General features: G+C 71.0%; 14 protein-coding genes and 2 tRNA genes. 12 read left to right on the forward strand and 4 right to left on the reverse strand.

The genetic code is table 11. The features are described 5' to 3' along the window. Nucleotides 1-32: 32 nt before the first annotated feature. Nucleotides 33-959, reverse strand: coding sequence for a complex I NDUFA9 subunit family protein (locus CTJ15_RS10280; protein WP_076970259.1), 927 nt, complete (start codon nt 957-959; stop codon nt 33-35). A 165-nt stretch (nt 960-1,124) separates the two neighbouring features. Between CTJ15_RS10280 and CTJ15_RS10285 the strand changes: the two genes are divergently transcribed. From CTJ15_RS10285 to hpf, 9 genes are all read left to right on the forward strand, one after another. Then, a tRNA-Leu gene (locus CTJ15_RS10285) sits at nt 1,125-1,211 on the forward strand. Between the two features lie 65 nt (nt 1,212-1,276). Next, nucleotides 1,277-1,363 (forward strand) — tRNA-Leu (locus tag CTJ15_RS10290). A gap of 147 nt (nt 1,364-1,510) precedes the next feature. Continuing rightward, complete coding sequence (locus CTJ15_RS10295) at nt 1,511-2,164, forward strand: ribonuclease D (protein ID WP_019461424.1); 654 nt, start codon at nt 1,511-1,513, stop codon at nt 2,162-2,164. A 98-nt stretch (nt 2,165-2,262) separates the two neighbouring features. Continuing rightward, a complete protein-coding gene (locus tag CTJ15_RS10300; RefSeq protein WP_026033247.1) occupies nt 2,263-3,249 on the forward strand; it encodes an SIS domain-containing protein in 987 nt (328 codons plus the stop codon). Between the two features lie 68 nt (nt 3,250-3,317). Then, nucleotides 3,318-3,944, forward strand: coding sequence for an LPS export ABC transporter periplasmic protein LptC (lptC, locus tag CTJ15_RS10305; RefSeq protein ID WP_019461422.1), 627 nt, complete (start codon nt 3,318-3,320; stop codon nt 3,942-3,944). Beyond that, complete coding sequence (locus CTJ15_RS10310; protein ID WP_099781552.1) at nt 3,941-4,990, forward strand: LptA/OstA family protein; 1,050 nt, start codon at nt 3,941-3,943, stop codon at nt 4,988-4,990. The genes lptC and CTJ15_RS10310 overlap by 4 nt, the downstream gene beginning before the upstream one ends. Continuing rightward, nucleotides 4,987-5,760, forward strand: a complete 774-nt coding sequence (lptB, locus tag CTJ15_RS10315; RefSeq protein WP_019461420.1) for an LPS export ABC transporter ATP-binding protein — start codon at nt 4,987-4,989, stop codon at nt 5,758-5,760. The genes CTJ15_RS10310 and lptB overlap by 4 nt, the downstream gene beginning before the upstream one ends. Further along, nucleotides 5,760-7,208, forward strand: a complete 1,449-nt coding sequence (gene rpoN, locus CTJ15_RS10320) for an RNA polymerase factor sigma-54 (RefSeq protein WP_099781553.1) — start codon at nt 5,760-5,762, stop codon at nt 7,206-7,208. Before lptB ends, rpoN begins: the two co-directional genes overlap by 1 nt. Before the next feature lie 50 nt (nt 7,209-7,258). Further along, nucleotides 7,259-7,615, forward strand: coding sequence for a ribosome hibernation-promoting factor, HPF/YfiA family (gene hpf, locus CTJ15_RS10325; RefSeq protein ID WP_019461418.1), 357 nt, complete (start codon nt 7,259-7,261; stop codon nt 7,613-7,615). A gap of 249 nt (nt 7,616-7,864) precedes the next feature. Here the strand turns inward: hpf and CTJ15_RS10330 are convergent, their stop codons facing one another. Both CTJ15_RS10330 and CTJ15_RS10335 read right to left on the reverse strand, forming a co-directional pair. Then, nucleotides 7,865-8,098, reverse strand: a complete 234-nt coding sequence (locus tag CTJ15_RS10330) for a DUF1150 family protein (protein WP_075821782.1) — start codon at nt 8,096-8,098, stop codon at nt 7,865-7,867. Between the two features lie 139 nt (nt 8,099-8,237). Further along, complete coding sequence (locus tag CTJ15_RS10335) at nt 8,238-8,675, reverse strand: Hsp20 family protein (protein ID WP_019461416.1); 438 nt, start codon at nt 8,673-8,675, stop codon at nt 8,238-8,240. 214 nt (nt 8,676-8,889) lie between these two features. Between CTJ15_RS10335 and def the strand changes: the two genes are divergently transcribed. Genes def through truA form a run of 3 tightly spaced genes read left to right on the forward strand, consistent with a single transcriptional unit; the run spans nt 8,890 to nt 11,132 of the window. Further along, a complete protein-coding gene (gene def, locus CTJ15_RS10340) occupies nt 8,890-9,423 on the forward strand; it encodes a peptide deformylase (protein WP_226946104.1) in 534 nt (177 codons plus the stop codon). 17 nt (nt 9,424-9,440) lie between these two features. Further along, a complete protein-coding gene (gene fmt, locus CTJ15_RS10345) occupies nt 9,441-10,367 on the forward strand; it encodes a methionyl-tRNA formyltransferase (RefSeq protein ID WP_076970262.1) in 927 nt (308 codons plus the stop codon). Between the two features lie 3 nt (nt 10,368-10,370). Further along, nucleotides 10,371-11,132: a tRNA pseudouridine(38-40) synthase TruA gene (gene truA / locus CTJ15_RS10350; protein WP_019461413.1), complete on the forward strand. Its 762-nt coding sequence runs from the start codon at nt 10,371-10,373 to the stop codon at nt 11,130-11,132. A 20-nt stretch (nt 11,133-11,152) separates the two neighbouring features. Here the strand turns inward: truA and CTJ15_RS10355 are convergent, their stop codons facing one another. Next, nucleotides 11,153-12,922: a hypothetical protein gene (locus tag CTJ15_RS10355; RefSeq protein ID WP_058390138.1), complete on the reverse strand. Its 1,770-nt coding sequence runs from the start codon at nt 12,920-12,922 to the stop codon at nt 11,153-11,155. Nucleotides 12,923-13,050 lie beyond the last annotated feature (128 nt).

The following is a 13,050-nucleotide window of genomic DNA, read 5'->3' on the forward strand; positions in this document are numbered from 1 at the left end:
AAACTATGTCCGATTCGGTCGTTTTGCGGAAATCAGCCCTTCTGCCGGTGGCGCGAGAGGTAGGATGGCAGGATCGCTTCCAGCGGATGCGGTGCCACCCCGAGTTCCACCAGCCCCGGACAGTGCCCCGACACGATATTGTCGTGCCGCAGAAGCAACAACTGGTCCTCCGTCAATGGCGGGTTGGGCAGGTGGCCCAGGATCTTCGCCTGCAGCTTCGCGATCCCGGCCGGGATCTCCACCACGGGGCGGCGGCGGCCCAGCATCTCCAGCATCTGCTCCATCAGTGACTGGAAGCTGGCCACGCGCGGGCCGCCGAGCTCGTAGGTCTGTCCCGGCGCATCGGGCCGCGTCACCGCCGCTTCGACGGCCGCGGCCACGTCCCCGACATAGACGGGCTGGAACCGCGTTCGCGCGCCTACCAGCGGCAGGATGGGCAGCAGCCGGCTCATCGCGGCGAAGCGGTTGAAGAACGCGTCCTCCGCCCCGAAGACGATCGAGGGCCGCAGGATCGTCGCCCGCGGAAAGGCCGCCCGCACCGCCGCCTCCCCTTCCGCCTTGGAGCGGGCATAGGCGCTGGCGCTGTTGGGGTCTGCCCCGATGGCCGAGACCTGTACCAGCCGGGACACGCCCGCCGCCGCGCTCAGCCGCGCGATCCGCCCGGCCGCCTCCGCATGCACGCGCCGGAAATCCCCGGCACGGCGTTCCGCCAGGATGCCGATCAGGTTCACCACCACCTCGGCACCCGTGACGGCGCGCGCCACGGCGGCATCGTCGGACAGCCGGACGGACAGGGGCACGACCTGCCCCACCCGGCCCTGCACCATCTGCCGCCGGGCACGGTCGGGATGCCGGCTGGGAATCCGCACCACATAGTCGAGTTGCGCCAGGCGCTGGACGACATGCCGCCCGATGAAACCCGCCCCGCCGAACACCGTGGCCACCCGTCGCGTCGTCATGCCGGCTCCTTCTTGTTTGCGTTCCTTAAGAGAGATGGAACGCCCCGGGCGGAGGCAAGGACGGGCTCCGCGCGGCAGGCTCCCGGGAGGGTGCCGAAAGCGTCCTTCCCCCGCTTGACGCCATGGTCACGGGACCGTAAGAGCGGCGCCACACCGCACCGAATTGCCCAGGTGGCGGAATTGGTAGACGCGCTGGCTTCAGGTGCCAGTGACCGCAAGGTTGTGAAGGTTCGAGTCCTTTCCTGGGCACCATGGTTGCTGACCCGCCGGATCGAAGATCCGGTTCCGGCGGGAGACTGAGAGGATCGAGGTCACCTGCCCAGGTGGCGGAATTGGTAGACGCGCTGGCTTCAGGTGCCAGTGACCGCAAGGTTGTGAAGGTTCGAGTCCTTTCCTGGGCACCACGTCTCCCGCCCGATCCAGCCCCCTCCCCCATGCCGCGGTGACACCGCCCCAGCCCGTACGGTTCCGCTCGCCAGGGGCCGGCTCTTCCTCCAGGCTGCCGGACGAACGCGCCGGCCGGAATCCGACTGCCGCCGAGGCCCGCACCCATGGGAAACACCATCTTCATGTCCGACCGCCGGATCCACCTGCACCGGCACGACCTGCCGCCCGACCTCGACCTCGGGCCCGTGGTGGCGGTGGATACGGAGACGATGGGCCTCGACCCCCGGCGCGACCGCCTCTGCCTGGTGCAGCTCTCCGCCGGGGACGGCTCGGCCCATTGCGTGCAGATCGTTCCCGAAGCCCTGGGCGGCCGGGGCGGCGACTGCCCCAACCTGCGTGCCCTGCTGGCCGACCCGGCGCGAATCAAGCTGTTCCACTTCGCCCGCTTCGATGTCGCCATCCTCCAGGCCGCGCTGGGGGTGGAGGTCGCGCCGGTGCGCTGCACCAAGATCGCCTCCCGCCTCGTCCGCACCTTCACCGACCGCCACGGGCTCAAGGAACTGTGCCGGGAGCTGCTGGGGGTGGAGATCTCGAAGCAGCAGCAGTCCAGCGACTGGGGGGCGGCGGAACTCAGCACGGAGCAGTTGCAGTACGCTGCCTCGGATGTGCTGTACCTGCACGCCTTGTGGGCGCGGCTGGAGGCCCTGCTGATCCGTGAGGGGCGCCTGGACCTGGCGGAGGCCTGCTTCCGCTTTCTGCCCACCCGGGGGCGGCTGGACCTGATGGGCTATGCGGAGCCCGATATCTTCGCGCACTGAGGAGCGGCGTCCAGTCCGGCGACGGCGACTGGCACGATTCTTGATGCGGAAAGTGACTCCGCGTTGACCGCTTGGCGCCGGGGCACCATAACGGGCCGGTGAACGCCTCTTTCCAAGATCCGGACCTCGCCGCGGGACGCCGCGTGCTGGAGATCGAGGCGGCGGGCCTTTCCGCCCTCGCCTCGTCGCTCGACCAACGTTTCCGCGATGCCGTCGCCCTGCTCGCCCGCACCACGGGCCGCGTGGTGGTGACGGGCATGGGCAAGTCCGGCCATGTCGGGCGCAAGATCGCCGCGACCTTCGCCTCCACCGGCACGCCCAGCCAGTTCGTGCATCCGGCCGAGGCCTCGCACGGAGATCTGGGCATGGTCGTGGCCGGGGATTCGGTGCTCGCCATCTCCAATGGCGGGGAAACCGCCGAGCTGTCCGACGTGCTGGCCCATAGCCGCCGCTTCGGCCTGCCGCTGATCGCCATCACAGGCCGGGCCGAAAGCACCCTGGCCCGGACCGCCGATGTCGCGCTGGTCCTCCCGCCGGTGCCGGAGGCCTGCCCGCTCGGCCTCGCCCCCACCACCTCCACCACGCTGCAGCTCGCCCTGGGCGACGCGCTCGCGGTGGCGCTGCTGGAACGGCGGGGCTTCACCGCCGCCGACTTCCGCGTCTTCCACCCCGGCGGCAAGCTGGGCGCCCAGCTTCGCCGGGTGCGGGAGGTGATGCACCCGGACATGCCCCTGGCCCCGCCCGGCCTGCCGATGCGCCAGGCGCTGGTGGACATGACCGCCAAGCGCTTCGGCTGCCTGGGCATTGTCGAGGACGGCCGCCTGGTCGGGATCATCACCGATGGCGACCTGCGCCGCGCCCTGGATGCCAAGGCGGAGGACGCCCATCCCGGCAGCCTGCTGGACCGCACCGCCGCCGAGGTGATGACCCGCGGCCCGCGCACCATCGGGCCGGATGCCCTGGCGGCCGAGGCGCTGCGGATCATGAACGAGCGCAGCATCACCAGCCTCTTCGTGGTGGAGCCGGACGGCCGCCCCGGCGGCATCCTGCACATCCACGACCTGCTGCGGCTGGGGGTCGCTTGAGCGGCGCCGCCGGCAAGCCCAAGCCCCCGCCGCCCGTCCCGGGGGGCGGGGAGCGGGAGGCTCACGACATGCTGCTGCCCTCCCGGGCCCGTCGCCACTACTCGCGCGGCGCCATGCTGCGCCGGCGCTGGTCGGTGCGGGCGGCGAAGTTCCTGCTGCCGCTCGGCGCGCTGTCGTTGCTGGCGGCCATCGCCCTGTGGCCGGAGATCGACCGCACCACCGACCAGGCGCGCCTGTCCTTCCGCCGCATCGCGCAGAACGCCGCCGACACGATCCGCGTGGTGCAGCCGCGCTACCAGGGCGTCGATTCGCAGAACCGGCCCTTCAACGTCACCGCCGCCGACGCCACCCAGACCGCGCAGGACGCGCCGATCATGCTGGAGAAGCCGCGCGCCGACCTGATGCTGAGCGGCGGCGGATGGGTGCTGCTCGAATCCGACAGCGGCCGCTACGACAAGGCCAAGGACCTTCTGGACCTCTGGGGGAACGTGACTCTCTGGAACGACAACGGCACGACCCTGAAGACCGAGGTCGCGCATATCCAGCTCAAGCTCGGCGAGGCCGCAGGAGACCGCCCCGTGGCGGCGCAGGGCTCCTTCGGCACGCTGACCGGCGACGGGTTCATCCTCAAGGACAAGGGGGCGGACATCACCTTCACCGGCAACACCCACGCCATGCTGGAGGGCAACCAGTGACCCCCCTGCCTCCCATCGCCGCACGGCGCCCGCGCCGGGCCGGCCTGCCGTCATCCCTCGCCCTCGCGGCCCTGCTCGGGGGCTTGGCTTCGCCTGGCGCCCGGGCGCAGCCGGTGGACATGACCAAGGGCGGCCCGGTCGAGGTCACCTCCACCAACGGCATCGAATGGCGGCAGGCGGAGCAGGTCGTCATCGCCACCGGCAATGCCAAGGCGGTGCGCGACGGCGTGACGCTCACGGCGGACCGGCTGGTCGCGCGCTACCGCAACCGCGCGGGACAGGCGAATGGCGACGGCGCCGCGCCCGCCCCGGCGGCGGAGCCCGGCGGCGACAGCCCGGCCTCCAACGGCGAGATCTGGCGGCTGGAGGCCGAGGGCAACGTCCATATCGTGACGGAGACCGACCACGCCCAGGGCGACCGCGGCGTCTATGACATGGACCAGGCGGTCATGGTCCTCACCGGCCGCAACCTGCGCCTGACCACGCCGGACGACACCATCACCGCCCGCGACAGCCTGGAATACTGGCCGCAGAAGCGCATGGCGGTGGCGCGCGGCGCGGCGAGCGTGGTGACCAGCGACAACCGCCGCATCGCCGCCGACACGCTGGTCGGCTATTTCCTGGAGCAGGCGCCCGCCGCCACTCCCGCCGCCGCCCCGGCCCGCGCCGCGCCGCAAGGGGGCAACCGGGGCGCCGCCCAGCCGCGCCGGGCACCGGGCGAGGGCTCGAAGCTCGACCGCGTGGAGGTCTTCGGCAATGTCGAGATCCGCACGGAACAGGAGGTCGTGCGCGGCGACCGTGGCGTGTACAGCCCCGTCACCGGCATCGCCCGCCTGCTCGGCAACGTCCGCATCACGCGCGGACAGAACCAGCTGAACGGGTCGGAAGCGATCGTGGACATGCGCAGCGGCCTCGCCCGCCTCGTTTCCGCGCCCGGTGCCCGGGTCCAGGGCCTTGTGGTGCCCCAGTCCGGCGACCAGCCGGGGGGGCAGGGGAACACCCAGGGCGGTGCCCAGCCCGGACAGCCGCAGGGACGTGGACGATGAGCGCGGCGCGGATGGACAACAGCGAGGGGTTGCGACTGGTGCCGGATCAGGGTGGGCTGGTCGCGAAGGGCCTGGGCAAGCGCTACAAGAAGCGCCCTGTGGTGCGCGGCGTCTCGATCAACCTCAAGCGTGGCGAGGCGGTGGGGCTGCTGGGACCGAACGGCGCCGGCAAGACCACGACCTTCTACATGATGACCGGGCTGGTGCGGCCGGACGAGGGGCAGGTCTTCCTCGACGGCCATGACGTGACGCTGCTGCCGATGTACCGGCGGGCGCGGCTCGGCCTGGGCTACCTGCCGCAGGAGGCCTCGATCTTCCGCGGCCTGTCGGTGGAGGACAACATCCGCGCGGCGCTGGAGGTGGTGGAGCCCAAGCGCGACCGGCGCGAGGAGATGCTCGATGCGCTGCTGGCGGAATTCGGCATCTCCCACCTGCGCCGCGCCCCCGCGCTGGCGCTGTCGGGCGGCGAGCGGCGGCGCTGCGAGATCGCCCGCGCGCTGGCCACGCATCCCGACTACATCCTGCTGGACGAGCCGCTGGCCGGCATCGACCCGATCGCGGTGGGCGAGATCCGCGACCTCGTGAAGCACCTGAAGGATCGCGGGATCGGCGTGCTGATCACCGACCACAACGTGCGCGAGACGCTGGAGATCATCGACCGCGCCTACATCCTGCATGACGGGCAGGTGCTGATGGAAGGCAGCCCGCGCGACATCGTCGAGCATGAGGGCGTGCGCCGCGTCTATCTCGGAGAGCGCTTCAGCCTCTGATGAGCTTCTCCCTCGGCCCACGTCTGGACCTGCGGCACTCCCAGTCCCTGGTGATGACGCCGCAGCTTCGCCAGGCGATCAAGCTGCTGCAGTCCTCCAATCTCGAGGTCGTGGCCTTTGTCGAGGAGGAGCTGGAGCGCAACCCGCTGCTGGAGCGGGACGAGACGGAATCCGCGCCGGCGCCGGAACCCGAGGCGGCCGTGCCGCCGGTGGATTTCCCGTCCGCCACGGCGGATGTGCATATCGACCTGCACGACACGCAGAATCTCTACGAGGCCACGGAGTTGCCGGGGCCGGTGCGCGGCCAGGCGTCCGGCTTCGAGGATGACGAGCGCAGCATCGACGAGTTGGCGCGCGAACACCCGCGTTCGCTGCGGGAGGAGCTGGCGGAGCAGGCGCGGCTGACCTTCGGCGATGCGGCGGAGCGGTTGATCGCCGGGCAGCTCATCGCGCTGCTCGACCCTGCCGGGCGGATGCTGGCCGCCGACGCCGCCATCGCCGCGGCGATGGGCTGCGCCGAGGAGACGGTGGCCATGGTGCGCCGCCGCATGCAGCGCTTCGAGCCGGTCGGACTCTTCTGCCACAGCCTCGCGGAATGCCTCGCGGCGCAGCTCGCGGAGAAGAACCGGCTCGATCCCGCGATGCAGGCGCTGCTGGACAACCTGGAACTGCTGGCACGGCGCGACCTGGGCGCGCTGATCCGGGTCTGCGGCGTCGATGCCGCCGATCTCGCCGAGATGGTCGCGGAGATCCGCCGCCTCGATCCCAAGCCCGGTGCCGCCTATGACGACACCCCGGCCCCCACCCTGGTACCGGATGTGCTGATGCGCCGTGCACCAGACGAAGGCTGGGTGCTGGAGCTGAATCCCGAGACCCTGCCACGCATCCTCGTCAACTGCGGCTTCCACGCCCAGGCCCATACCGCCGCCCGCAACAGGGAGGAACGCGCCTATCTGGCGGAGCGGCTGCAGAGCGCCAACTGGCTGGTGAAGTCGCTGGAGCAGCGGGCCAACACCATCCTGAAGGTCGCGGCCGAGATCGTGCGGCGGCAGGACGCCTTCTTCCGCCACGGCATCACGCATCTCCGCCCCCTGATCCTGCGCGACGTTGCGGAGGCGGTGGAGATGCACGAGAGCACCGTCTCCCGCGTCACCGCCAACAAGTACATCGCGACGCCGCGCGGCAGCTTCGAGCTGAAGTTCTTCTTCACCACCGCGATTGCCGGCACCGCCGGGGAAACCTTTTCGGCCGAGGCGATCCGCCACCGCATCCGCGGCATGATCGATGCGGAGCATCCGGAGGAGATCCTTTCCGATGACGCGATCGTGGACCGGCTGCGTGCGGAAGGGGTGGACATCGCCCGCAGAACCGTGGCCAAATACCGGGACGCGTTGCGCATACCCAGTTCGGTGCAACGCAAGCGGGAAAAGGCCGTCCCGGCCTTCTGAACGCGCCGGGACGGGTCCTCCTGCGACAAGCAGAGGAGGTTTGCTCCGAAATGCACATCATGGTTTCTGGGAAGCAGGTCGAAACCGGGGATGCCCTGAAGGTTCATGTGGCCGAGGGGCTGGAAGTCATCGCCCGCAAGTATTCGGACCGTGCCCTTGAGGCAAACGTCACCTTCAGCAAGGATCGCAGCTTCTTCGTCTGCGACATCAACCTCCATGCCGGCCGTGGCCTTTCCGTGCAGGCCGAGGGCGAGGGCACGGATGCCCATCGCGCTTTCCAGGACGCCGCCACCAAGATGGCCAAGCGTCTGCGCCGCCACCGCCGCCGCGTGAACGAACACGCGCGTTGCCAGGCGGCGGAGCGCAAGCCGGAACCCGGCGCCACGGATGCCGTCGCGCTCGTCTGAGCGCCAGACCACATCCGATAAAAACAATCACACAGAAAAGCGTTCAGGCGGGGCTTCTTCGGAAGCCCCTATTTTTGTGCGGCGCATCGCGTGATGCTGGTACAGCGGCCCACCATGAAGACAAAGAAAAGGCGGAACGCCGGGGGCGCTCCGCCTTGCTGAGCCTTCGCCGGCCAGCGGCCGCCATCAAGAAGGGAGGCCCCATCGCCGCGCCACCTCATGGCAGCGGAGGCGTCTGGCGTTTCAGGTTCAGTGGACCAGGACCGGTTCCATCTCGTTCTGGATGATGGCGGCGATCGCGAGATCAGCGTTCGGGGCGGCGCCGATCGGCGTGCCGTCGGCGGAATGAATGGCCACCGCCTTCACCCCATCCACCACGACCGGGCGGATATAGGCGATCTGTTCGCGGCCGAAGCTGGCCCAGTCGGCGGGGGACAGGCCCTTCAGGACCATGGTTTCGCGGGCTTCGCGAGATTCGTTCATGGCAACACTCCTGGGCGCTTCCCTGACTTTTCTGGCGAAGCGGCCCTCTGCTGGTGGCCTGATCTCCCAACGCGGGGGAACCGCGAGGGTTCAGCACATCGCTGCAGGCCTGTGTCGGACGCGTCCCGGTTCGGCGGGATCAGTCCTGGTCGGACGCCACAGGCCGCCCGGCGCCGTTGATGCGGATCGTCCTCACCCGGGTTTCCGGCTGGGGGCGGCGCAGATCGACGTGGAGCAACCCGTTGTCGAGCCAGGCGCCCTCGACCTCGATCCCTTCGGCCAGCACGAAGGCGCGCTGGAACTGCCGGGATGCGATGCCGCGATGGAGGAAGATGCGCCCCTCTCCCTCCTCCTTCTGGCGCCCCCGGATGACGAGCTGGTTGTCCTCCTGGGTGATCTGGAGATCCTCCATGGAGAAGCCGGCCACGGCCAGGGTGATCCGCAGCCTTTCGGCGGCGGTCTGCTCGATGTTGTAGGGAGGATAGCCCTCGGCGTTCTTCTGCACCCGGTCGAGCATCTGCTCGAGATGGTCGAAGCCGAGAAACAGCGGCGATCCGAAGACGGACGAACGGGACACGGTTTGGTGCCTCCTCGTGGATGAGCGAGACGCGCGGAGCCGGCCCGAAGCACCGGCCCGCGATGCACAATGTCGTGCGTCCGCTCCCCGCTTGCAAGGCGGGCCGCCCAGATCCTTGTCCCGCCTTGCCCGGCCCCGCCGGGGCGGACGCCGGGGAGACCTGCGGCCGGCGGACGTTGCGCCGCCGGCGCCGCATGGCTAGATGCCGGGCATCATGGCGAACGACGCCCCTCCCCTGCCCATCCTCCTGATCCCCGATCCCCGCCTGCGTGCCCGGACCCGCCCGGTCGGGCCGGCCGACGCCGGCAAGGTCCGTGACCTGTCCGACCGCATGCTCGATGCCATGTACAAGGCGCCGGGCATCGGCCTGGCGGCGCCGCAGGTTGGCGAGAGCCTGCGCCTGATCGTCGTGGACCTGCAGCCCGACGACACGCGCCAGCCCTATGTGATGGTGAATCCCGAGATCGTGGAGGCCAGCCGCGAGGTGGCACTGCGGGAGGAAGGCTGCCTGTCCATCCCGAACCAGTATGCCGAGGTGGAGCGCCCGGCAGTGGTGAAGGTCCGCTGGCAGGACCTGGAAGGGGCGCGGCGGGAGATCACCGCCGAGGGGCTGATGGCCGCCTGCCTGCAGCACGAGATCGACCACCTGAACGGCGTGCTCTTCATCGACCACCTCTCCCCCTTGAAGCGCAACATGCTGCTGCGGCGCTTCAACAAGGATCAGAAGAACAGGCAGCGCGAGGACTGAGCCCCATGGCCCCGCCGATGCGCCTCGCCTTCATGGGCAGCCCGGATTTCGCCGTGCCGGCCCTGCGCGCCCTGGTCGCGGCGGGCCATGAGGTGGCGGCGGTCTATGCCCAGCCGCCCCGCCCCGCCGGGCGCGGGCAGCGGGAGACCCCCTGCCCCGTCCACCGCGCGGCGCTGGAACTCGGCCTGCCGGTGCGGAACCCCGCCCGCCTGCGGCGCGACACGGCGGAGCACGAGGCCTTCCGCGCGCTGGACCTCGATGCCGCCGTGGTCGCGGCCTATGGGCTGATCCTGCCGAAGCCGATCCTGGAGGCCCCGCGGCGCGGCTGCCTGAACATCCATGCCTCGCTGCTGCCGCGCTGGCGGGGCGCGGCGCCGATCCATGCCGCCGTGCTGGCGGGTGATGCGGAGACCGGCATCACCATCATGCAGATGGACGAAGGGCTGGACACCGGCGCCATGCTGCTGCGCGAGGCCACGCCGATCGGCCCGCGCGATACCACCGCCGTGCTGCACGACCGGCTGGCGGAGATCGGGGCCCGGCTGGTGCTGCGGGCGCTGGCGGAGAACCCCGTCCCGGTGCCGCAGCCGGCAGAGGGCATGACCTATGCCCCGAAGCTGGCCAAGGCCGATTCGCGGCTCGACTGGCGCGAGGATGCGGCGGCGCTGGACCGGCGGGTGCGGGCCATGACGCCCTGGCCCGGCACGCAGTTCGAGGCCGGGGGCGATGCGATCCGCGTGCTGGCGGCGGAACCCGCCGGCACCGCCGATGCAGCGCCCGGAACGGTGCTCGACACCCTGCCCCGCATTGCCTGCGGCGGCGGCACCGCGCTGCGCCTGCTGCGGCTCCAGCGCCCGGGCCGCGCGCCGATGGAGGCCGATGCCTTCCTGCGCGGCTATGCCCTGACGCCCGGCACGGTGCTGCCCCTTCCGCCGGACGCCTGAACCGTGCCGAACTACGCGCTTCGGGTGGAGTATGACGGCACCCCCTTCGCCGGCTGGCAGCGGCAGGACGGGCTGCCCAGCGTGCAGCAGGTGATCGAGGAGGCCGCCTTCTCCCTGAACGGCGGTGCGGCGGTCACGGCCCAGTGCGCCGGGCGCACCGATTCCGGCGTGCATGCCGAGGGTCAGGTCGTCAGCCTGCACCTCGCCGCCGATCTGGCGCCGGAGCGGCTGCGGGAGGCGATCAACTTCCATTCCCGCCCGCAGCCGGTGGCAGTGATCGCCGCGGCCCGGGTGGCGGAGGACTGGAACGCCCGCTTCTCCGCCCGGCACCGCGGCTACCGCTACCGCATCCTGAACCGCCCGGCGCGCCCGGCCCTGGACGAGAACCGCGTCTGGCATGTCCCCCGCCGCCTGGATGCGGAGGCAATGCACGCGGCGGCGCAGGCCCTGCTGGGGCGGCACGATTTCTCCGCCTTCCGGGCCAGCTCCTGCCAGGCGAAGGACGCGATCCGCACGCTGGACCGGCTGGACGTGATGCGGCAGGGGGACGAGATCCTCGTCGTGGCGGAAGCGCGATCCTTCCTGCACCACCAGATCCGCAACCTCGTCGGCACGCTCTACGAGGTCGGGATGGGCCGCCGCCCGGCGAACTGGCCCCGTGCCCTGCTGGAAGGCCGGGACCGCCGCAAGGCCGGGCAGACCGCCCCGCCCACCGGCCTCTGCTTCACCTTCGTCCGCTACGACCCCGAGCCGGACTGGCGCTGACGCCCTTTCCGGTCCGGGGGTCAGGCCGCCTGGGGCACCAGCGGCCCCAGCGCGTCGCGCAGCCAGGCATCCTCCGGCGCCTCGGCCAGACAGTGGGACACGAAGCGCCGCATCTCCTCGGTCTCCCCCATCCGGGCCAGGAGATGGGCATAGCCGGCCCGCACATGGTGGTCGGCGTTGCGGGCCAACGCCTCCTCCATGTGGCGCCGCGCCTGGGGGAGCTGCCCGAGTTGCTCGTGCAGCTTGCCGACGCGGGCCAGCAGCCCCCAGTTCTCCGGCTCCATGGCCAGGGCGGCGGTGGCGCAGTCCAGCGCCGCCCGGATCTCGCCCCGGCGCGAATGCACATGGCCGAGATGATCGACGCCGCGCCAGTCGCCCGGCGCCGCCTGCCGCATCCGCGCCGCCAGCGCCGCCGCCTCGTCGATCCGGTTGCCGTTCAACAGCTTCCAGAAGCGGCGGCTCATCACCGCGATGTCCTGGCCGAAGAACTCCGCCACCCGCGCCGCCTCGGCCGAGAGCCGGTCCCAGGGAAGCAGGCGCAGCAGCGCCGTCCAGACCTCCCGCACCACCGGCGCCATGGGGGCCTCGTCCAGCAGCGCCTCGATCGCGGCGCAGCTCGCCTGCTGGCCGGTGAGCGGCCCGCCCGCCTCGCTCAGCCGGGTCAGGTTGCGATGGAACTCCCCATCCTCCAGCCAGCCCGGCTCCGGCACCAGCGCTGCCAGGACGCGCATCAGCAGCAGCGCATAGGCATCCCGCTTCCGCCCCTGGGCCAGCAGCGCATCGGCGGCCACGGAGGCGGCGCCTTCCAGCACCGCCAGCGGCGGCTCGCGGTCCAGCAGGGCGCGGAGCCGTTCCAGCGCCGCTTCGGGCCGCGCCTCCAGGACCTCCTCCACCGCGCGCAGCAGCTCCGCCAGGGCCTGGCCCAGTTGCGGCCTGGGTTCGCTCCAGCCCCGTGCGTCCCAGTTGCCGCTTTCCAGCAGTTCGCGCAGCAGGGTGCGGTTGCGCGGCTGGTGCTGCTCCGCCCGCTCGCGCAGGCCCAGCGGCACGGGCACGGTTCGGATCTCCTTGCCCAGGGAGGCGAGGTGGTCGTGCAGCTGGGGATGGATGCCGTCCCAGCCGGAAACCCGCTCCAGCACCGCCCGGCCGAACAGGGCGGCGATGGCATCCGCCGTTTCGGAGGAGCAGACGATCAGCACGTCATGCGCGTGGTGCGGCGCCCAGCCCCCCGGCGGCAGGAAGATGGCGCCAGGCAGGGAGTCCGGCGGCGGCATCTGCCCGGGCTCCGGCGGCAGGACGTCCGGGCGGAACAGCACCACCGCGGAGAAGCGCCGTCCGCGCCGCTTCTCCTCCGCCCGCTTCAGCGCCACCGCCCGCCACAGCTTGTAGAGCATGCGCAGGCTGTTGTTGTCGCTGCGGCTGCCGGCGAAGTCGAGGTCGAGCGTCTCCTCCTCGGCATCCAGCACCAGATCCGGAAACCAGCTGCGCAGGCGCTCCGGATCGGCCTCGCCGGCCCCGGCCATGGCGCGCGGGGCGAAGTCGGGGAAGCTCTCGCTGAAGCGGTAGCCCAGGCGGCGCGGCAGCGCGAAGCCGGCCTCGCGCCCGAACATGCGGAAGAACTGCGAAAGATTGGTCGCCCCGCCCGTCTTGGTGCCGCGCCGCCGCCAAGTGCTGAGAAAGACCCGCGCCCCGCTTTCCGAGGCGATCCGGGCCGTTTCCGGCAGGGTCAGGTCCTCGTCCCGCAACTGGCCATAGATGCAGAAGGCGGTCCCTTCGGGCGGGCTGGCCGTCATACCGGCCGGAACCCGGATGCGGAATGGCAGGCATCCGTCAGCACCGCGGCATCGAGGACCATCCCACACGTCTCCCTGGAGATACGGGAGCAAATTAACAACCAGAGATAGTTAACGAAAGGTCCATC

The sequence above is a fragment of the Roseomonas sp. FDAARGOS_362 genome (assembly GCF_002754815.1).
Lineage (GTDB): Bacteria > Pseudomonadota > Alphaproteobacteria > Acetobacterales > Acetobacteraceae > Roseomonas > Roseomonas mucosa.